We start from the raw sequence: 19,716 nt of genomic DNA, 5'->3' as shown, positions 1-19,716 counted from the left end.
TTCGGCACTAATTTCGATACCCTTGACACACACTCCCAACATTTGACTATATAGATAACGTAGCAATCTATACACGTCATAGTAGAGTACTTATTTATCACTGGCCTCGATTGGGGCGATGACAGACTCACCGAACGGCGGCGTCTCGCGTCGTAGTTTTCTGGCAAGTACCGGTGCAGTCGGAGCACTCGCTCTCGCAGGCTGTACGGAAGGGCCCTCCAACGGTGGCTCCGGTGATGGTAGCGGTTCCAGCGGTGACAGCGGTTCGAGTCAGCTCTCCGGCGAGATAAACATCACGGGGAGCAGTACGGTCTACCCCATCGCGTTCGCCGTCGCGAAGAAGTTCCAGAGCGCCCACTCGGGCGTCGATATCAGCGTGAGTCCGACCGGGTCCGGTGGCGGGTTCAGCAACCACTTCTGTGTCGGCAACGCCGCGTTCAACAACGCGTCCCGGCCCATCACGAAAGAGGAAGAGCAACTCTGTAGCGACAACGGCGTCGAGTACCACGAGATTAACATCGCCACGGACGCGCTGACGGTCATCGTCAACTCGGAGAACGACTGGGTCGACTGCATGACCCCCGATCAACTGAAACAGATCTGGCGCGCCGACGGGGCTTCGACGTGGGCCGAGGTCAACAGCGATTGGCCCGACGAACCCATCAGCCGCTTCGGGGCCGCCGAGACGTCCGGGACGTTCGACTACTTCAACGAGACTATCCTCGGCGAAGAGACGAGCCACACCACGAAGTACGAGGCCACCGAGAAGGACAACCTCATCCTCCAGGGCGTCCAGAAAGACCAGTACGGCATCGGCTACTTCGGCTTCGCCTACTATCAGGGCAACAAGGACGCCGTCAAAGCGCTGGGCATCGACAACGGCGACGGCTGCGTCAAGCCGTCGCTGGAGACGGCCAAGTCTGGCAAGTACAAGCCCCTCTCGCGCTCGCTGTTCACGTATCCGAAGAAGAGCGCCCTCGCGGAGGAACACGTCGCCGAGTTCGCCCGCTACTACGTCGAGCAGAGCGCCAACTCCTCGCTCATCGCCGACGAAATCGGTTTCGTCCCGAAGACGGAGGAGGACATGCAGGCCGAACTGGACGCGCTGAACGCGGTCATCGACGAGGTCCAGTAACCGTCACATAGGCGAGTATTGAGAGACAATAGAACTATAGATACAATCCGGGTACTTTTTCCCGAGATACAGTATATGACACAACGACCACGATGAGCAACGAGGGACAGACTCCCGACCTCACAGGGGACCGGGGGTTCAGGACGGTTCGGGAGTCGACGTACAGATACGCCCTTGCCGGGTGTGCCGTGTTGTCCGTCCTGACGACCGTCAGTATCATCGCGGTGCTGGTTCTCGACGCGGCCGACTTCTTCTCGGTCGTTCCCATCGCGGAGTTCCTGACCGCGACGGAGTTCAGCGCCAGCGAACCGACGACGTTCGGGGTCCTGCCGCTGGCGCTCGGGACGATGCTCATCACCATCGGTGCGGCCGTCATCGCGCTCCCGGTCGGACTGCTGACGGCCATCTATCTCAGTGAGTACGCGACCGAACGGACGCGCTCGGTGCTGAAGCCGATGCTCGAAGTGCTGGCAGGCGTCCCGACGGTCGTCTACGGCTACTTCGCTATCGTCTACATCACGCCCGCGCTCAACGTCGTTATCGGCTGGCTGAACGGGGCACTGGGCCTCGGCTTTCCGAATCTGGGCCTGTTCAACGGGCTCTCGGCCTCGCTGGTCGTCGGTATCATGATCATCCCGATGGTCTCCTCTATCAGCGAAGACGCGATGAGTTCGGTGCCGGACTCGCTGCGACAGGCCGGCTACGGGCTCGGTGCGACGAAGTTCAACGTCTCGCTCCGCATCGTCGTCCCGGCCGCCATCTCCGGCATCGCCTCGTCGTTCATCCTCGCTATCTCGCGGGCCATCGGCGAGACCATGGCCGTGGTGCTCGCCGCCGGGTCACAGCCACCGGACATCCCGGCGGTCCAGTCGGCCTTCGGCATCCCCTACGTCGCACCGGGTGACCTCATCGGACTCTACACCGAGAGTTCCGCGACGATGACCGTCGCGATGATTAACATCGCCAGCGGGGACATCTCCGGGGGGTCGACCGCCTACAAGTCACTGTTCGCCATCGGCCTCACGCTGTTCGTCATCACGCTGGCGATGAACGTCGTGAGCGACGTCGTGGCGAGCCGCTACCGGGAGGAGTACGAGTAAATGGCGACACAAACACCGACACAGACGGAGTTCGGCGAGGTCAGCCGGCTCAAGGGCATCGCGTTCAAATACATCTCGTTCGGGGCGTCCATCGTCGGTATCCTCGCGCTGGGTGTCCTGCTCGCGTACGTGTTCTGGGACGCCTTCGGGCTGGAATCGGCTGGCACGACGTGGTACCTCTCTTACACCGCGACGCTGCTGGTGCCACTCCTCGCGTTCTTCGTGTACGCACGCACGAAACCCGACATCGTCGCTGGCGCCTTCGAACTGTTCAGTATGACGCTGGGCGGGGTGATGCTCACCGTCGCGACGGTCATCATCCTCTCTGTCATCGCCAGCCCGCCGGTCTGGTTCGCCTACTTCCTGACCGTCGTCGGCCCGACGCTCGGCCTGTTCGTCTACGGGCAGTACAACCGCGAGGCGACGTGGGTCGGGCTGGGGATGCTCGCCGCCGTCGTCCTCGGCCCCGTGGCCGGGACGCTCGGGTTGGGCGTCCTCAGTTCGCTCGGCGGGATGCTGGGCGCACCGGGCGTCTACTTCCTGTCGCTCGTCCTCCCCGCCGCGGGACTGGCTGCCTTCCTCGCGCACGACCGACTGGAACTCTCGAAACGACAGAGCATCGGCATCGGCGTCGGCCTCCCGGTGCTGGCTATCGTCGGCGTGCCGGTCGTCGACATGGTTCCCCAGATAGCTCGCTCGGTGTGGCTCATCGGCCTCGTGATGTTCGGCCTCCCGGTCGGGTTCGCCGCCATCGACACGGCGCGCCACCGCGAGCGCTGGGCCGCCTTCGCGTTGCCGGCCATCGCCGTTCTCGGCTTCCTGCTCGGTGAGTTCATCGTCGGCGCGCTCGGTGCGACCGAACCGACGCCGTGGCTCACGTGGCAGTACGTCACCAGCCCGCCAGCGATTCAGGCCTCGAACGCGCGAGAAGCGGGGCTGTACCCGGCCATCATCGGGTCGGTGTTCCTCATCGTGCTGGTCAGCGTGTTCACCTTCGTCTTCGGCGTCGGCACGGCCATCTATCTCGAAGAGTACGCGCCGACGAGCGGCCCGTTCTCTAGCGTCTCCCGAATCATCAAGGTCAACATCTCGAACCTCGCTGGCGTCCCGTCGGTGGTCTACGGACTGCTGGGCCTGGGTATCTTCGTCAACGTCGAAGCCAGTCTCGGTCCGGTTACCTACGGCGGGTTCGGGGTCGGGACGGTGCTCACGGCAGCGCTGACGCTCTCTCTGCTCATTCTCCCGATCGTCATCATCTCCGCGCAGGAGGCGATTCGGTCCGTGCCGGACTCGCTCCGGCAGGCCTCCTACGGAATGGGTGCGACCCGCTGGCAGACCATCCGGAACGTCGTCCTCCCTCGGTCGATTCCGGGCATCCTGACGGGGACGATTCTGGCGCTCGGCCGCGCCATCGGCGAGGCGGCACCGCTCATCATGATCGGCGTGGCGACGACGAAGTTCTCGCCGCCGTCGGGGCTGTTCAGCCAGTTGACCGCGATGCCGTTGCAGATCTACGCGTGGGCGTTCCAGCCCTCGCCTGACTTCCGGTACGGCGTCGTCGCTGCGGGCGTGGTGACCCTGCTCATCGTGATGCTGACGATGAACAGCGTGGCGATTCTCGTGCGGAACAAATACCAACAGGAGGCTCATTAATGACCACAGAGGACATGGCGACAGAGACCGAGGCACAGGACGAGGTGGCAGACGAGGAGTCGCTCATCAGCACCGACCCCGGCAAGGGCGGGTTAGACGAGAACGCCGAACGCGGCGGCGTCACGTCGGGTAAGACCGTCATCCGCTCGCGGGACCTCGACGTGTTCTACGGGGAGACGCAGGCGCTCCAGCACATCGACCTCGAAATCCCCGAAAATCAGGTGACCGCGATGATCGGCCCCTCCGGGTGTGGGAAGTCGACGTTCCTGCGGTGTATCAACCGCATGAACGACCTCATCGATATCGCCCGCGTCGAGGGAGAACTGACCTTCAAGGGCAAGAACGTCTACGACGACGACGTCGACCCGGTGGCGCTCCGCCGGCGCATCGGGATGGTGTTCCAGCACCCCAACCCCTTCCCGAAGAGCATCTACGACAACGTCGCCTACGGCCTGCGCACGCAGGACAAGACCGAAAATATGGACGAGGTCATCGAGGAGTCCCTGAAGAAGGCGGCCCTGTGGGACGAGGTCAAAGATCGCCTCGACGAATCCGCACTCGACCTCTCGGGTGGCCAGCAACAGCGACTCTGCATCGCGCGGGCCATCGCCGTCGACCCCGAAGTCGTGCTGATGGACGAACCGGCCTCGGCGCTAGACCCCATCGCCACCTCCCAAATCGAGGACCTAATCGAGGAACTCTCCGAGGAGTACACCGTCGTCATCGTCACGCACAACATGCAGCAGGCGGCCCGCATCTCCGATAAGACGGCCGTCTTCCTCACCGGCGGCGAACTCGTCGAGTTCGACGACACGGACAAGATATTCGAGAACCCCGAGAGTCAGCGCGTCGAGGACTACATCACCGGGAAGTTCGGATAACGTCCCAACCGCTTCGTTCTGTCCTCACTCGGTGAGCGTCGCTTCGGTGTCGATACCGTACACCGCACGCGGCGTCTCGACGTGTGCGGTCCGCACCGCCTCCTCGTGCCCCGCTTCTAACAGCCACCGGACGCGCCGTGGCACCGTTTTCGGCCCCAGTACTGCGCCGGGTCGGTCCGGATCGTCGATGTAGTCCGTCTCCATGAGGAACGGGTCGCCCTCTTCGATAGCGATCTCCAGTTCGTCCTTGTCCGCGAGGACGGACTTCGTGGGGCCCTGCAACCGGCCGCCGGAGTAGTGCTTGACGACCTGTCGGCGGTCCATGCCACGTTCCTCGGCCCACTGTGCCACCTGCTCGAAGTCCTCGCCGCCTTCGGTGTGCAGCTGGACCGCGAAGTCCCCGTCGGCGGCCAGTTCGAAGGCGTGACACATCACGGCGTTCGAGGCGTCCCACACGTCCTCGTCGACGTCGTAGTGGGGTCGCCCCGACTTGATGGCCAGCGCCGGGCCGTCTCTGACGTACTCCGCGGCCACGTCCAGCCCCGTCTGCATGATGTCGCGGGCCGCCGCGGGCGTGTAGCCGTCTTCGACCAACTTCGAGACGAGTGCCGGGTGGACCCCCAGCACCGGCCACGCCCGGCCGGGCAGTACCTCCGTCGCGGACTCGACGGCGCCGACAGTCAGGTCGAACGCCTCGCGGAACGTCGACTCGTCGGTCGCGGCCTCGACGAGGTGCCACGACGGTTTGTTGAGGACGAGCAGGTGGGTGCCGCCCTGTTCGGCGAACTCCTCTACGGCCTCGACGTTCCGGCCCTGCACCGGGTCCAGATGCATGTGGTTGTCGAGTACCGGCGTCTCCTCGATGTCCATATCCGGTGGTCCGGTGCCCGCACAAAAAGGCGTTCGCTATTCGACGTCGGCTTCCAGCGAGAGGGCGTCCTGGGCGGCGTTCTGGAGTGCATCGGACTTCCCGTGTTCGCCGGGTGCAAGCGCGACGGTCCGGACGTCGTTCCGGGCAGCGACCTCCAGTGCTGGTTTGAAGTCCGTATCGCGCGAGGCGACGACGAGCACGTCGATACGGTCGGCCGCGACGGCCGCCGTCGCGTCGACGGCCAGACGCACGTCCACGTCGCCGCTCGTGGTGACGACTTCGAAACCGCGGGCTTCGCCGGCCTGAATCAGCCCCGGCGAGGCGTTCTCGTCGAGGTACAGTCTGGTCGTTGCTAACGGCCCGTACGATTCTGCGATAGTCCGAACCTCGTCTAAGTCGACGTCGAACTCCGAGCGCAACACGTTCGGGCCGTCGACGTACAACCCGACGCGCGTCCGGTCGTCGGCGTCGTCACCGACGAGGCGACGAAACAAGTTCATGCGCCCTCTCGCCCGCCGCTGGGCTTATGTGTGGCGTTTCGGGTCTCGGAGGTCGTTCGAGTAATAAATCAAATACCGCTATATCGAATCGAGTACTTGGCCCGCTGCCCAAAGGGATTTTCCTCCGGACCGCAGAGTGGCTCTATGGTCCTCCCGCTGGAGATGGGATGGCGGCACCTTCTGTTCGAGAACTGGCCGGTCGACCCGGCGGTGATGGACGCACACCTCCCCGACCGGTTGGTGCCCGACGTGTTCGACGGGTCGGCGTGGCTCTCGATCGTGCCGTTCACCAACGTCGCCGTCCGGCCGAAGGGCCTTCCCGAAGCGTTCGGTATCCGGTTACCCGAACTCAACGTGCGGACGTACGTCACACGCGAAGACGTCCCGAGCGTCTACTTCTTCAGCCTCGACGCGCAGGGTATCTCGAGCGTCGTCGGCGCGCGCCTGTTTCATCACCTCCCGTACTACTACGCGCGCATCTCGCTGTGCTGGGACGACGGCCGAGTGCGGTTCAGCGGCCGCCGTCGACATCCGGGCTCCCGCCCCGCGCAGTACGCGGGGACCTACTGGCCGACCGGCGCGCCGTTCTCGGCATCCGACGACCCGTTCGGCGAATTCCTCGTCGAGCGCTATCGGTTCTACACCGAAGCACAGGACGGGTCGCTCAGATACACCGACGTCGAACACGACCCGTGGACGCTGTACCCCGCCGCCGCCGCCGTCGAGACGAACACCTACCTCTCGGCACACGGGTTCGTACGACCCGACGGCGACCCAGTCTACTACTACAGCCCCGGCCTCGACGTGGTCGCATCACGGAGCAAGCACGTTCGCGACGACTAGGTCTCGTCGGTAGGGTATCGAAGGTAGCGACGCGAGGCGGAACAGTCTGCGGCCGACGAACCTCGCGGCGACGAGCCAACCACCGGTCCGCGGCCCCGTGTGTCGCTTCATCGCCGCCCCGAGGAACGTCATCTCGCGCCCACACGAGAAGAGACGGGTCCACGGCTCCGTAGACGCCGTCTACCGCTACGACTCTCCGTCTGGTGTCGTCACCGCCGTATACCGAACCGCCGTTCTATCGCTCCGCTCCGCAGGCCGCCCGTGACGCCACGAACGTGATTTGATATCGCGATATATGATTTATGAGTTCTGTCGAAACCGTCCCAGACCGCGACCAGAGGCCAAGTAGTAAGGTGACCGGGGGCGATTTCTCGGCTATGTCACTGCGGACACCCCCGCTCTCGGGGGTCCACGAGGAGGCCGGTGCCAGCATGACGGACTTCGGCGGGTGGGAGATGCCCGTCGAGTTCGAGTCGATTCGCGAGGAACACGCCACCGTTCGGTCCGCCGTCGGGAAGTTCGACGTCTCGCACATGGGCGAGGTAACCGTCGACGGGCCCGAGGCAGAACGCCTCACCCAGCGGTTGACGACCAACGACGTGGCGGCGCTGGACCCCGGAGAGGCACAGTACGCCGCGATAACGGACGGCGACGGCGTCATGCTCGACGACACCGTCGTCTACCGATTACCGGCGGAAGCAGACGACGAGTTCCTGTTCGTTCCCAACGCGGGCCACGACGAGGAGATGGCCGAGCGGTGGACGAGCCACCGAGAGCAGTGGGGCCTGGACGCGACAGTCACGAACCGGACCACGGAGTACGCCATGATCGCACTTCAAGGGCCGGACGCGCCGGATCTGCTGGCCGAGCGAACCGATATTCGCCTCGCCGAGATGGACCGGTTCGGCGTCGAACGCGGACCGGTCGCTGGCGTCGACTCGCTGGTCGCGCGAACGGGCTATACGGGCGAGCGCGGGTTCGAGATACTGTGTCCGTGGGACGCGGCCGAGACGGTGTGGACAGCACTGGAGTGTCCGCCCTGTGGCCTCGGTGCGCGGGACACCCTTCGTCTGGAGATGGGGTTTCTCCTCTCGGGACAGGACTTCGACCCCGAGGACGAACCGCGGACGCCATACGAGGCCGGCATCGGCTGGACGGTCAAACTCGACACCGAGTTCGTCGGCCGCGACGCGCTCGAACAGCAGGACGCCGAGGGCATCACGGAGAAACTGGTCGGCATCGAACTGGTCGACCGAGGGATTCCGCGCCACGGCTACGAGGTGCAGACTCCGGACGGCGAGTCGATAGGCCACGTGACGAGTGGGACGATGAGTCCGACGCTCGGCGAGGCTATCGCGCTGGCGTATCTCCCCGTCGAGTACCGCGACCCCGGCACGTCGCTGCGCGTCGTCGTTCGCGGCGAACCGAAGAAGGCACGTACCCGGGCCCCCCCATTCATCGACAGATGAGCTTCGACGTTCCCGACGACCTGCGATATCTGGAGTCCCACGAGTGGGTGCGCGTAGACGACGCGACCGCTCGTGTCGGCATCACCGACTTCGCTCAGGACGAACTGGGTGACGTGGTCTTCGTCGAACTGCCCGACGACGGCGAGGAACTGACCGCCGGCGAGGAGTTCGGCGTCGTCGAGTCGATAAAGGCCGTCTCTGACGTGTACGCCCCGGTTTCGGGGACGGTGACCGCCGTCAACGACGCCCTGTTCGACGAACCGGAACTGGTCAACGAGGACCCCTTCGGCGAGGGCTGGATGCTCGAAGTCGAACTGGCCGACGCGGGCGAACTCGACGACCTGCTCTCGCCCGAGGAGTACGGCGACCAGATCGCGTAGTCGAGCGTTCGACCGCGTGGGACTCTCTCGCGCGGACCGGGGGAAGGAGTAGGCTAATGTACAGTCGGTTGCTAGCATCAGCCATCATGTCCACCCGTGCGGATGGGCGTTCCTACCAATGAGCGAGAGTGACGTATCCACGACTGGCAGTCCGTACGCACCGCACACGCCGGCCGAGACGGCGGCGATGCTGGAGGCGCTGGGAGTCGACGACGTCGAGGCACTGTTCGACGTGCCCGACGCCGTCGCCTTCGACGGCGACTTTGGCATCGACGCCCGGGGCGAGCGTGAGACACGCCGGGAGGCGGCCCGTCTCCTCCGGCGCAACGACGACCTGACGGAATTTCTCGGTCGGGGCCACTACGACCACTACGTGCCGAGCGTCGTCGACGACCTCTCGAAACGGTCCGAGTTCCTGACCTCCTACACGCAGTATCAACCCGAAATCGCACAGGGGTTCCTGCAGACGCTGTTCGAGTACCAGTCGATGCTGGTCGAGTTGACTGGACTGGGGGTCGCCAACTGCTCGATGTACGACGCCGCGACGGCGCTGGGCGAGGCGGCGACGCTCTCCCAGCGGGTCCGCTCGGTGTCGGGCGACCGGATTCTGGTCCCCGAACACCTGCGTGACGGCAAGCACGCGGTGCTGGAGAACTACGCGGATGGCCCCGGCCTCTCTGTCGAGTCGTATCCGATGGACGACGGGCAAGCCGACGTCGCCGCCCTCGCCGAGATGGCCGACGAGGACGTGGCGATGGTGTACGCCGAGACGCCCAGCGTGCGGGGCGTCGTCGCGGAGAATCTCGCGGGCGTGGGCGACGTGACCGACGACCACGACGCCTTGTTCTGTCTCGGGTCGGACCCGGTCGCACTGGCCCTGCTGGAGCGCCCGGCCGACGTGGGCGCCGACGTGGTGGTCGGCGACGCCGCCTCGCTGGGTATCGGCACCGCATACGGCTTCGGTCTCGGGATGTTCGTCACCCGCGAGGAGTACCTCCGGCAGGTCCCCGGCCGTCTCGTCGGCGCCAGCGAGGACGCCAACGACCGCCGGGCCTACACGCTGACGCTCCAGACGCGCGAACAACACATCCGCAAGGAGCGTGCCACCTCGAACATCTGTACGAATCAGGCGTGGGTCGCGCTCCGCACCGCGATGCACGCCGCGTGGCTGGGTCCGCAAGGACTGGTCGACCTCGCCGAAGAGTGCGTGACGCGCGCCGAGGGTCTCGCCACCCGACTCGACGAAGTCGTGGGCTTGCAGGCGCCGGTCCACGACGGCCACCACTTCCGAGAGTTCGTCGTCCGCACCGACCAACCGGCGCGGGCGGTCGTCGAGGACCTCGCCGCGCGCGGCTACGCCGTCCACGCCGTCGACGAACACCTGTTACAGGTGTGTACCACCGAGGTGACCGCCGACGAAGAGGCGGCGTTCGTCGAGGCGATGGCGGAGGTGGCCCGATGAAGTACGATCAGGCCCGGTGGACGGACGACGACGACGAGCGCTACGAACCGCTCCTCTCGGAGAAGGCAAACCGCGAGGTCGCCGTCGAAGATTCGCCCCTGCCGGACGACCTGACGCGGGACTCGCTGGAACTGCCCGACCCGGCCGAACCGGAACTCGCCCGACACTACACGCGCCTCTCGCAGATGAACTACGGCGTCGAGAGCGGGCCGTTCCCGCTGGGGTCCTGTACGATGAAGTACAACCCGTCGTTCACCGAGGACATCTCGCGCCGTGCCGACGCCGCCGTCCATCCGGACCGACCGGACAGTACTGTACAGGGGACGCTCGCGCTCTGTCACCGCCTCCAGGACTATCTCGGTCGCATCGGCGGGATGGACGCCGTGACGCTCCAGCCACCGGCCGGGGCGGCGGGTGAGTTCACCGGCATCCAGATAGCGAAGGCTTACCACCAGCACAACGACGACGAGCGCTCGGAGGTCGTCATCCCCGACTCGGCCCACGGCACGAACTTCGCCACGGCGGCGATGGCAGGGTACGACGTGGTCGAACTCCCGAGCGGCGAGGACGGCCGGGTCGACATCGAGGCGCTCGAAGCGGCCGTCGGCGAGGAGACGGCGGCGCTGATGCTCACCAACCCCAACACGCTGGGCCTGTTCGAGCGCGACATCGAGGCGATCGCCGACGTCGTCCACGACGCCGGCGGTCTGCTGTACTACGACGGCGCGAACCTCAACGCCCTGCTGGGGAGGGCGCGCCCGGGCGACATGGGCTTTGACGTGATGCACTACAACGTCCACAAGACGTTCGCGACGCCCCACGGCGGCGGTGGGCCGGGTGCCGGCCCCGTCGGCGTGACCGAGGACCTAGCCGGGTTCCTGCCGGACCCGCACGTCCGCTCGAAGGACGGCGGGTTCGAGTACTACACGCCCGACCACTCCGTCGGGAAGGTCCACGGCTACTACGGCAACTGGCCGGTCCTCCTGAAGACGTTCGCCTACGTCACCCGTCTGGGCGATGCGGGACTGATCGACGCCAGCGCCAAAGCGGTGCTGAACGCCAACTACCTCGCCGAACAGATTCCCTACGAGGTGCCCTTCGGGCCGTTCCACCACGAGTTCGTCGCCAGCGCTAGCCCGCAGGACGCCGCCGACGCGGCCAAGCGGATGCTCGACCACGGCGTCCACCCGCCGACGACGAAGTGGCCCGAAATCGTCGACGAGGCGCTGATGACCGAACCGACGGAAGGCGAGAGCAAGCGCTCGCTGGACCAACTGGCGGCCGCCTTCGAGGCCGTCCACGGCGAGGACGACGAGACGCTAGCGTCGGCCCCGGAGCGCACGGCGGCGGGGCGCATCGATCAGGTCGGCGCGGCGCGGAACCCGCGGCTCTCGTGGCAGGCGCTCGATTCTGAAACCTGATAATCTGGGCCGAGTTTATTAGTTCCCGGCCCCCGGTTACGACGTACCACCAGCATGTCCGAGCAGTCCGTCGTTTTGCACGTCCGTCCCGCCACCGTGGCCGACGGTGTCACCTCGCTCTCACTCTCAGGGGGCACCGCCGTCGAGGTGACGTCGGTCACGTCTCGCGATGCAGCCCTCGACACTGCGGCCGCCATCGACCCCGACGTCGTCGTCTGCGACCACGTCCCCGGCGCCGGCCTCGACGGCCTCGCCGTTCTCGACGCACTCAGCGACCGGCACCCCGACGTTCCGGTGTTGCTGTGTACCCCCGACCCCGACGGCAGCGTGGCCGCCGAGGCGACGCGCCGCGGCGCCACCGAGTACGTTCCCCGGAGCGAGACGGACCCCGCAGAGCGGGTCCGGGCGGTGCGAACGGGAGGGGATGGCCCCGAGAGGGCGACGGACGACACCGGGCAAAAAGAGCGGGAACGCGAACTCCGGACGAACAACGAGGCCCTGCGGGACCTGACACGGCTGGCGACCCGGGACGACCTCACGAACGCGGAGACCATCGACGCGGTGCTCGAACTCGGCGCAGAACGGTTGAACCTGTCGCTGGGGTACATGAGCCGCATCGAGGGACAGGACTACGAGGTGGTACAGGTCGTCGGTGACAGCGAGGTCATCCAGCAGGGCGCGACCACGGACCTCGCGAACACGTACTGCAAACGTATCGTCGAAACGGGGGAGACCCTCGACGTCCTCGACGCGCCGGCAGAGGGGTGGGCCGACGAACCCGCCTACCAGACGACCGGGTTCGCCTGTTACTTCGGCGGCGCGATTCACGTCGACGGTGACCTGTACGGGACGCTGTGTTTCGCCGACGCGGAGTCCCGGACCGAACCGTTCAGCGAGGCCCAGCAGACGTTCGTCGAACTGCTCGTCGAGTGGGTCAGCCGGGAACTCGAACGCCGTCAACGAGAGAGCGAACTCGAACGCTACGAGGGCATCATCGAGGCGGTCGACGACGGCGTCTACGCCCTCGACGACGAGGGTCACTTCGAGTTCGTCAACAGCGCGATGACGGCCCTCACGGGGTACGACGAGGACAGCCTGTTGGGTGCGTACACCGGGGCCGTCAAAGACGATGCGAGCGTCACGCGCGCGGAGTCGGTCATCCGGGAGATGCTGTTCGGTGACCGCGACGACGAGGCCACCTTCGACCTCGAAATCCAGCGGGCCGACGGCACGGCGTTCCCCGCCGAGGACCACATGACGCTGCTGTACGGCGACGACGGGGAGTTCGTCGGCAGTGCAGGCGTCGTCCGGGACGTCACCGAGCGAAAAGCGCGCGAACGGGAACTCCGCGAGGCGCGCCGGCGTATCCAACAGATACTCGACCGCATCGGTGCGGCCTTCTTCGCCGTCGACGACACGTGGCAACTCACCTACTGGAACCACCGTGCCGAGGAGGTGCTAGAGCGGGACGCCGAGGACGTACTCGGCGAGAACCTCTGGGAGATGTTCCCCGAGGCCGTCGGGAAGACGTTCCACGAGGCCTACCGCGAGGCGATGGCGACGCAAGAACCGGTCTCGTTCGAGGAGTACTACCCGCCCGTAGAGAAGTGGTTCCGGGTCAACGCCTACCCCTCCGAGAACGGCCTCTCGGTGTACTTTCACGACGTCACCGACCAGAAGGAACGCGACGAGAAACTCTCTGGACTCCTCGAAACCACGCGGTCGCTGATGCAAGCCCACACCGCCTCCGAGGTGGCCGAGACGGTCGTGGCGGCCGCGGAGGCTCAACTCGAGTTCGACCTCAACCTCGTCAGACTCCACGACCCGGAGACGGACGTCCTGCGGCCGGTGGCCGGGTCCAGTTCACTGCCTGACCGGCCGCTGTACGACGCCGACGAGGCGTTCCCCGGCGAGGCGTTCCAGCGCGGCGAGACCATCCGTGTCGACGACTTCGACGACGTCGAGCGGTACGACAACCGCGACGCCAACGCCGCGATGTACGTCCCCCTCGGCGACCACGGCGTGCTGAGCGTCGCCGCCGTGGAGACGCCCGAGTTCGACGACGCCGACGTCTCCGTGGCCGAGATTCTCGCCTCGAACGCCGCTGCCGCGCTGGACCGCGTCGAGCGCGAGGAGGACCTCCTGCGCTACGAGACGGCCGTCGAGAACGTCCGTGACATGGTGTACGTCCTAGACGAGGACGGCACCTTCCAGCTCGTCACCGAACCGCTCGCCGAATGGCTCGGCTTCGAGCGCGAGGAGATGCTCGGCGAACACCCGCGGTCGGTGCTCGACGACCGCTCTGTCGCTGCCTTCGAGCAGCGCATCCGTGACCTCCGAGCGCAGACCGACGACGCGTCGATGCAACTGGAGACGTCGCTGGTCACCGCTGCGGGCGTCGAACGTCCCGCCGAAATCGAGGTGTCGCTCATCGACGACGACGTGTTCCGCGGGACCGTCGGCGTGGTCCGGGACCTGACCGAACTCAAACAGGCCCGCGAAGAGCTCCGCGACGAGCGCGACCGCTTCTCGTATCTCTTCAACAACCTCCCGGACGCGGTCGTCGAGACGGAGTTCGTCGACGACCAGCAGGCGGTGCGTTCGGTCAACCCCGCGTTCACCGAGGTGTTCGGGTACGACCACGCGACGGTCCTCGACCGGGAACTGACGGACCTCATCGCCCCGCCGGACGAGGCGGCCCGGGCAGAGGCCGACCGTCTCGCCGCTGTCAACGCGACCGGGGAGTCCGTACAGGCCGAGATTCGACGCCGGACCGACCAGGGGTTCCGTGACTTCCTCTATCGGGGCGTTCCCTACCGGCGCGACGACGGACGGATGTGGGGCTTTAACATCTACACGGACATCACCGACCAGAAAGAACGCGAGCGTCGACTGGAGGTGCTCAACCGCGTGTTGCGCCACAACCTCCGGAACGACCTCACCGTGGTGATGGGGCTTGCCGACGAACTGGCCGAGCGACTGGACGATACCGACCGACTCTCGCTGGTCGAGCGACTCCAGCAGAAGGCCGCCGACGTGGCCTCGGTCAGTGACCGGGCCCGCGACATCGAGCGTGCCGTCCGCCGGGACGACGCCGGGACGAAACCGGTCGACGTCCCCGACGCCGTGGCCTCGCTGGTCGACACCTACGACGAGGCCGACGGCGCTATCGAGACTGCCATCCCGCCGGTCGACGCGGCGGCCGCCGACGGGCGGTTCACGCGCGTCGTCGCCGAGTTACTGGAAAACAGCCTCGACTACGCCGGCCCGGACCCGTCCATCACCGTCGACGTCAGCGTGGCCGACGAACGCGTCTCGGTGACGGTAGCCGACGACGGGACGGGAATCCCCGAGTACGAACTGGACGTCCTGACTGGTGACGAGCCCATCACGCAGTTGAGTCACGGCAGCGGCCTCGGCCTGTGGCTCGTCATCTGGGTGACGGAGTCCTACGGCGGGATGGTGACGTTCGAAGAATCGGACGCCGGCGGTGCGTCGGTCACGCTCACTCTCCCACGGACGGACGTCTAGACCGCGTCCCGGATGCGGTCGGCGAGGACGCTGTACTGTTCGGTCCCGGTCCCTTTCTGGACGAACGCGGTCACGCCGGCGTCCGCAGCCGCCGGCTGGACGTCCTCGGGTTCCCGGGCACTGAACAGGAAAAACGGGAGCGACTCGTCGTGTTCTCGAATCGCCGTACAGAGCTCTACCCCGTCGAGTTTCGGCATCTTGAGGTCGCTGACGACGGCGTCGTAGTCGCCAGTCAACGCCATCTCCAGCGCCGCTTCCGGGTCAGGCTCGCTCGTCACGGAGAGATCGTCTTCTTGGCCGAGGAACGTCGCTACGATTTCGAGTACGTCATGGTCTTCGTCAACCAGTAGGACCTCCACACTCATCATATAATGCTTTCGGCCCGAGGTGGTAAAACTCCCGGTCACCGCATCTCGTCCAGCGCGACGAACGCCGACCGGTCGGCAGTGAGCCACGTCGACATCCGCGGCACGCCGGACAAACCGGGCGGATAAATCGTACACCGGTCGGGGCCGTCGGAGTACTGCACGACCGTCAAGGACAGTTCGACGTCGGGGTCGCCGGGACCGCTCCGAGTCTCGGCGGTCTCCCAGTCCGGGTCGAGGCTCATTGCGTCTACGTGACGTTCCACTGACCACCGATAAAACGGCTGCTAAGAACACTCTATACGGCTATTGAGGCGTCTATGCCGTCTGTCCGGTGTCGACTTCGCCGTCGATACGGACGAACCCGTACTCACACTCGGGGCAGTGCCACTTGACTTTCGTCCCGAGGTGCATCGTGGTGCTTGCGACCTTCCAGAAGTTCCGGTACTCTTCGCACTCCGGGCAGTAGTGCTCCAATTCGAGGCTCATACACCCCGATTCTTCACGGGCCCAATTGAAGGTCCCGGTTTCCGCCGGTTCGCGGTCGTCTCGCCGGTCCCGAACACGCAAACCGCTCGCGCCCCTGTCGTCCGTATGGGACTATCGGACCGAGAGTCGACGCGACCGACGGCACTGGGCGTAGACGCCGAGGCGCTCCCGCCCGAGGAGACGGCGACGGCGACGTTCGGAATGGGCTGTTTCTGGGGACCCGACGCCCGCTTTGGCGCGATGCCGGGCGTGGTCCGTACGCGTGTCGGCTACGCGGGCGGGAGCGACCCGGACCCGAGTTACTACGCGCTCGGCGACCACACCGAAGTGATACAGGTCGAGTACGACCCCGCGGAGCGCGCTTACGAGGACCTACTGGGCGTGTTCTGGGCGAACCACAGTCCGTTCTCCGCGCCGCACAAGCGCCAGTACCGCGGCGTCGTCCTCGCACACGACGACGCCCAACGGGAGGCGGCAGCGGCCTCGAAGACGGCCCTCGAGGAGCGAACCGGCAAGACGGTTCAGACGCCCGTCGAGACGCTAGCGCGGTTTCACCGGGCGGAAGAGTACCACCAGAAGTACGAACTCCGGTCGACGCCGGTCGTCGCCGACGAACTCGAAGACGTCTACGGGCCGGCGTTCGTCGAGTCGACGGTCGCCGCCCGCCTCAACGGCTTCGTCGCCGGCCACGGCGACGCGGACCAGCGACGGGAACTGCTCGCCGAGTTGGACCTCTCGCCGGCGGCCCTCTCGGAGGTCCGGCGACGACTCTGACGCCACGGTCGTCCGGTCGGTTCGCCGCGCCCCAAACGGTTCGCCCACGGCTATAAGAGCGTGGCAGACCCACCTCCTGTATGACCATCTACACCGGCCGCGGCGACCAGGGGCAGACGGACCTCCGGACGATGGAACGAGTCTCGAAGGACTCCCGCCGCATCGAGGCCTACGGCACCGTCGACGAGGTGAACGCCCTCGTCGGCGTCGTCCGACCGACGGGCTACGACGACTTAGACGACCACCTCCGGGCGGTGCAGAACCACCTCCACATCGTGCAGGCCGACTTCGCGAATCCCCAACCCGACGAGGACGACCCGCAGATAACCGAGGGACACGTCGAGGAGATAGAGGCCATTATCGACGAGGCCAACGAGGAACTGGACCCGTTGGAGTCGTTCATCCTCCCGTCGGGGTCCGAACCCGGCGCGAAACTCCACCACGCGCGAGCGGTCTGTCGCCGGGCGGAGCGACGGTCCGTCTCACTGGCCGCCGAGGAGGCCGGCGTCAACGAGACGGCGATCGTCTATCTGAACCGCCTCTCGGACGCCCTGTTCACCCTCGCGCGACTGGTCAACAAGCGCGAGGGCGTCCGCGAGGAGAGCCCCGAGTACTGAGCGAGTGCCCCACGTTTTTCGACGTCCAGCCCGGTAGGTCAGCGTAGATGTCCCAGATAGAGTCCCCCGAAGTGACGGTGCGTGGCCCGGACGGCGACCCGGCGGTGACGGTCATCGCGGGGGTTCACGGCGACGAACCCAGCGGCGTGCGAGCTATCCAGCGGGTCCTCGACGCCGACCACGAGTTTGAGCGCCCGGTGCAGTTCGTCTACGCGAACCCCGCCGCGCTGGCGGCCGACCGTCGGTACGTCGACGTCGACATGAACCGGGCCTTCCCCGGCGACGCGGAGAGCGACGAACTGGAGGAGCGCCTCGCGGCCGAACTGCTCGACGTCGTCGGCGAGACGCCGACGCTCTCGTTGCACGCGACGCACTCCCAGCCGGAACCGATGGCGCTGGTCTCCCGGGAGTATCCGACGGCGCTCGAAACGTCCGCGGCCCTCCCCACGCCGTCAGTCGTCGACACGAGTCAGACCGTCGATGGGACGCTGAACCGATGCGCGCCGGTCGTCACTGTCGAGTCCGGCCGACAGCGGACCGAGGACGCGACGGACACGGCCACGATGGTCATCGAGACGTTCCTTCGGCTCCACGACGCGCTCCCCGGCACCGTCGCAACCGGCGACCCGAGGTTCTACGAACTCGACGACGTCGTCGAGAAACCCGAGGACGCCCCGCCGGGGACCGCCTCCAGCGAACTGTACGACCTCGAGGCCGAGAACTTCGAACTGGTCTCCGAGGGGGCGGTCTGGGCGACGATAGAGGGTGAGGAGGTGACTGCCGACGAACCGTTCGTCCCTATCCTGATGTCCGAGTGTGGCTATCAGGACATCTTCGGCTACAAGGGCGTCCCCGTCGGCGAATCGCTCGCTGACGCACGCGAGTACTGGGGGATGGGCTGACGCCTCTCGGCGTCGACGGTGCCCGCAGTGCCCCGTCGTCTCGGTTGGCCCACACTTTCTTGCCCGTCGGTTACGTGTTCGGTGGTAGTCATGGCAGCGACCTTCGAACTGTACACCGACAAGTCCGACCAGTGGCGGTGGCGGCTTCGCCACTCGAACGGGAACATCATCGCAGACAGCGGCGAGGGATACGCCAGCAAGGCGAAGGCGAAGCAGGGCATCGAGAGCGTGAAGTCGAACGCGCCGGACGCCGACGTCGAAGAGCAGTGACGACCGGCGCGGGTTCGCAATAGCAAAGTGACCGGCCCGGAAGGGTGAGGTATGAAAGCGACCGCGAAGGCCCACCCGATTCAGGGCTTGGTCAAGTATCACGGGATGCGCGACGAGGAGCTTCGGCTCCCCTACCACGACAGCATCTCGGTCTGTACGGCGCCGAGTCACTCGAAGACGACCGCCGAGTTCGACCCGGCCCGCGAGGACGACACCTACGTCATCGACGGCGAGGCAGTCGAGGGTCGCGGGGCCGAGCGCATCGACGCCGTCGTCGACCACGTCCGCGAGTTGGCGGGCATCGACCACGGCGTCCGCTTCGAGTCGACGAACAACTTCCCGACCAACATCGGCTTTGGCTCTTCCTCGTCGGGCTTTGCCGCCGCGGCGATGGCGCTCGTCGAGGCGGCCGGACTGGACATGACTCGCCCGGAGATTTCGACGGTCGCCCGCCGTGGCTCCTCGTCGGCGGCCCGCGCCGTCACCGGCGCGTTCTCGCACCTCCGGACCGGGATGAACGACGAGGACTGCCGGAGCGAGCGCATCGAGACCGACCTCGAAGACGACCTGCGAATCGTCGCCGGGATGGTCCCCTCCTACAAGGAGACGGAGGCCGCCCACGAGGAGGCCGCCGACAGCCACATGTTCGAGGCCCGGATGGCCCACATGCACGGCCAGATCTCCGACATGCGTGATGCCCTGTACGACGCCGACTTCGACCGGGCGTTCGAACTCGCCGAGCACGACTCCCTCTCGCTCGCGGCGACGACGATGACCGGCCCCGCAGGGTGGGTGTACTGGCAACCGCGCACCATCGAGATTTTCAACGCCGTGCGGGACCTCCGCTCCGAACACGACGTGCCGGTGTACTTCTCGGTCGACACCGGTGCCAGCGTCTACATCAACACCACCGAGCAGTACGTCGACCGCGTCGAGGAGACGGTCGCCGACTGCGGCGTCGACACCCGCGTCTGGGAGGTCGGCGGCCCCGCCCGCGTCCTCGACGAGGACGCCGCGCTGTTCTGACCCGACTTCTGACCGACGGGCTGGAAC

Annotated in this window: 19 protein-coding genes and 1 pseudogene; 15 read left to right on the top strand and 5 right to left on the bottom strand. The window is 66.2% G+C overall.

Annotated features, from left to right (window positions below):
• Nucleotides 1-109 precede the first annotated feature (109 nt).
• The 4 genes from NDI85_RS09300 (at nucleotide 110) to pstB (ending at nucleotide 4,769) form a co-directional block, all read left to right on the top strand.
• Complete coding sequence (locus NDI85_RS09300) at nucleotides 110-1,135, top strand: phosphate ABC transporter substrate-binding protein PstS family protein (protein ID WP_396275527.1); 1,026 nt, start codon at nucleotides 110-112, stop codon at nucleotides 1,133-1,135.
• Nucleotides 1,136-1,227: 92 nt separating this feature from the next.
• Entirely contained in the window at nucleotides 1,228-2,235 is a 1,008-nt protein-coding gene (gene pstC, locus NDI85_RS09295) for a phosphate ABC transporter permease subunit PstC (protein WP_188998521.1), read from the top strand.
• Entirely contained in the window at nucleotides 2,236-3,888 is a 1,653-nt protein-coding gene (pstA, locus tag NDI85_RS09290) for a phosphate ABC transporter permease PstA (RefSeq protein WP_310915604.1), read from the top strand. It begins immediately after the preceding gene.
• The gene (gene pstB / locus NDI85_RS09285) at nucleotides 3,888-4,769 is read left to right on the top strand and encodes a phosphate ABC transporter ATP-binding protein PstB (protein WP_310915603.1); all 882 of its coding nucleotides are present in this window, start codon (nucleotides 3,888-3,890) and stop codon (nucleotides 4,767-4,769) included. Before pstA ends, pstB begins: the two co-directional genes overlap by 1 nt.
• A 24-nt stretch (nucleotides 4,770-4,793) precedes the next feature.
• Here pstB and NDI85_RS09280 read toward each other — a convergent pair whose 3' ends face one another.
• Nucleotides 4,794-5,639 (bottom strand): TatD family hydrolase, encoded by an 846-nt coding sequence (locus NDI85_RS09280; RefSeq protein ID WP_188998512.1) that lies wholly within the window; start codon nucleotides 5,637-5,639, stop codon nucleotides 4,794-4,796.
• 36 nt (nucleotides 5,640-5,675) lie between these two features.
• A complete protein-coding gene (locus NDI85_RS09275) occupies nucleotides 5,676-6,140 on the bottom strand; it encodes an NYN domain-containing protein (protein WP_166971483.1) in 465 nt (154 codons plus the stop codon).
• Nucleotides 6,141-6,284: 144 nt separating this feature from the next.
• Here NDI85_RS09275 and NDI85_RS09270 point away from each other — a divergent pair, with 144 nt between their 5' ends.
• The 6 genes from NDI85_RS09270 to NDI85_RS09245 all read left to right on the top strand — a co-directional run bounded on the left by NDI85_RS09270 (nucleotide 6,285) and on the right by NDI85_RS09245 (nucleotide 15,246).
• Complete coding sequence (locus NDI85_RS09270; protein WP_310915602.1) at nucleotides 6,285-6,983, top strand: DUF2071 domain-containing protein; 699 nt, start codon at nucleotides 6,285-6,287, stop codon at nucleotides 6,981-6,983.
• A 377-nt stretch (nucleotides 6,984-7,360) separates the two neighbouring features.
• On the top strand, nucleotides 7,361-8,452 hold the full coding sequence (gcvT, locus tag NDI85_RS09265) for a glycine cleavage system aminomethyltransferase GcvT (protein ID WP_188998505.1): 1,092 nt from the start codon (nucleotides 7,361-7,363) through the stop codon (nucleotides 8,450-8,452).
• Nucleotides 8,449-8,832, top strand: a complete 384-nt coding sequence (gene gcvH, locus NDI85_RS09260) for a glycine cleavage system protein GcvH (protein WP_188998502.1) — start codon at nucleotides 8,449-8,451, stop codon at nucleotides 8,830-8,832. Before gcvT ends, gcvH begins: the two co-directional genes overlap by 4 nt.
• Nucleotides 8,833-8,950: 118 nt before the next feature.
• Nucleotides 8,951-10,294, top strand: a complete 1,344-nt coding sequence (gene gcvPA, locus NDI85_RS09255) for an aminomethyl-transferring glycine dehydrogenase subunit GcvPA (protein WP_310915601.1) — start codon at nucleotides 8,951-8,953, stop codon at nucleotides 10,292-10,294.
• On the top strand, nucleotides 10,291-11,715 hold the full coding sequence (gene gcvPB, locus NDI85_RS09250; protein ID WP_310915600.1) for an aminomethyl-transferring glycine dehydrogenase subunit GcvPB: 1,425 nt from the start codon (nucleotides 10,291-10,293) through the stop codon (nucleotides 11,713-11,715). The genes gcvPA and gcvPB overlap by 4 nt, the downstream gene beginning before the upstream one ends.
• A gap of 54 nt (nucleotides 11,716-11,769) precedes the next feature.
• Nucleotides 11,770-15,246 (top strand): PAS domain S-box protein, encoded by a 3,477-nt coding sequence (locus NDI85_RS09245; protein ID WP_310915599.1) that lies wholly within the window; start codon nucleotides 11,770-11,772, stop codon nucleotides 15,244-15,246.
• On the opposite strand, the gene NDI85_RS09240 is transcribed toward NDI85_RS09245, so the two are convergent.
• The 3 genes from NDI85_RS09240 to NDI85_RS09230 form a co-directional block, all read right to left on the bottom strand.
• Nucleotides 15,243-15,611, bottom strand: coding sequence for a response regulator (locus tag NDI85_RS09240; RefSeq protein ID WP_310915598.1), 369 nt, complete (start codon nucleotides 15,609-15,611; stop codon nucleotides 15,243-15,245). The genes NDI85_RS09245 and NDI85_RS09240 overlap by 4 nt on opposite strands.
• A gap of 38 nt (nucleotides 15,612-15,649) precedes the next feature.
• Nucleotides 15,650-15,856: a hypothetical protein gene (locus NDI85_RS09235; protein ID WP_188998487.1), complete on the bottom strand. Its 207-nt coding sequence runs from the start codon at nucleotides 15,854-15,856 to the stop codon at nucleotides 15,650-15,652.
• 73 nt (nucleotides 15,857-15,929) lie between these two features.
• The gene (locus tag NDI85_RS09230; RefSeq protein ID WP_166971461.1) at nucleotides 15,930-16,100 is read right to left on the bottom strand and encodes a hypothetical protein; all 171 of its coding nucleotides are present in this window, start codon (nucleotides 16,098-16,100) and stop codon (nucleotides 15,930-15,932) included.
• A 105-nt stretch (nucleotides 16,101-16,205) separates the two neighbouring features.
• Between NDI85_RS09230 and msrA the strand changes: the two genes are divergently transcribed.
• The 5 genes and pseudogenes from msrA to mvaD all read left to right on the top strand — a co-directional run bounded on the left by msrA (nucleotide 16,206) and on the right by mvaD (nucleotide 19,689).
• A complete protein-coding gene (gene msrA / locus NDI85_RS09225; RefSeq protein WP_310915597.1) occupies nucleotides 16,206-16,874 on the top strand; it encodes a peptide-methionine (S)-S-oxide reductase MsrA in 669 nt (222 codons plus the stop codon).
• Nucleotides 16,875-16,954: 80 nt separating this feature from the next.
• Nucleotides 16,955-17,491: a cob(I)yrinic acid a,c-diamide adenosyltransferase gene (locus NDI85_RS09220; protein ID WP_188998471.1), complete on the top strand. Its 537-nt coding sequence runs from the start codon at nucleotides 16,955-16,957 to the stop codon at nucleotides 17,489-17,491.
• A gap of 47 nt (nucleotides 17,492-17,538) precedes the next feature.
• Nucleotides 17,539-18,393: a succinylglutamate desuccinylase/aspartoacylase family protein gene (locus tag NDI85_RS09215; RefSeq protein WP_188998468.1), complete on the top strand. Its 855-nt coding sequence runs from the start codon at nucleotides 17,539-17,541 to the stop codon at nucleotides 18,391-18,393.
• 96 nt (nucleotides 18,394-18,489) lie between these two features.
• Nucleotides 18,490-18,663: pseudogene (locus NDI85_RS09210) on the top strand (HVO_2922 family protein); the annotation flags it as partial.
• A 51-nt stretch (nucleotides 18,664-18,714) separates the two neighbouring features.
• Nucleotides 18,715-19,689 (top strand): phosphomevalonate decarboxylase MvaD, encoded by a 975-nt coding sequence (mvaD, locus tag NDI85_RS09205; protein ID WP_188998462.1) that lies wholly within the window; start codon nucleotides 18,715-18,717, stop codon nucleotides 19,687-19,689.
• The last annotated feature ends 27 nt before the right edge of the window (nucleotides 19,690-19,716 follow it).

The sequence above is a fragment of the Haloarcula sp. S1AR25-4 genome, from assembly GCF_031624555.1.
GTDB classification, from domain to species: domain Archaea; phylum Halobacteriota; class Halobacteria; order Halobacteriales; family Haloarculaceae; genus Haloarcula; species Haloarcula pellucida.
This window is presented reverse-complemented; position numbering and strand designations above follow the sequence as displayed.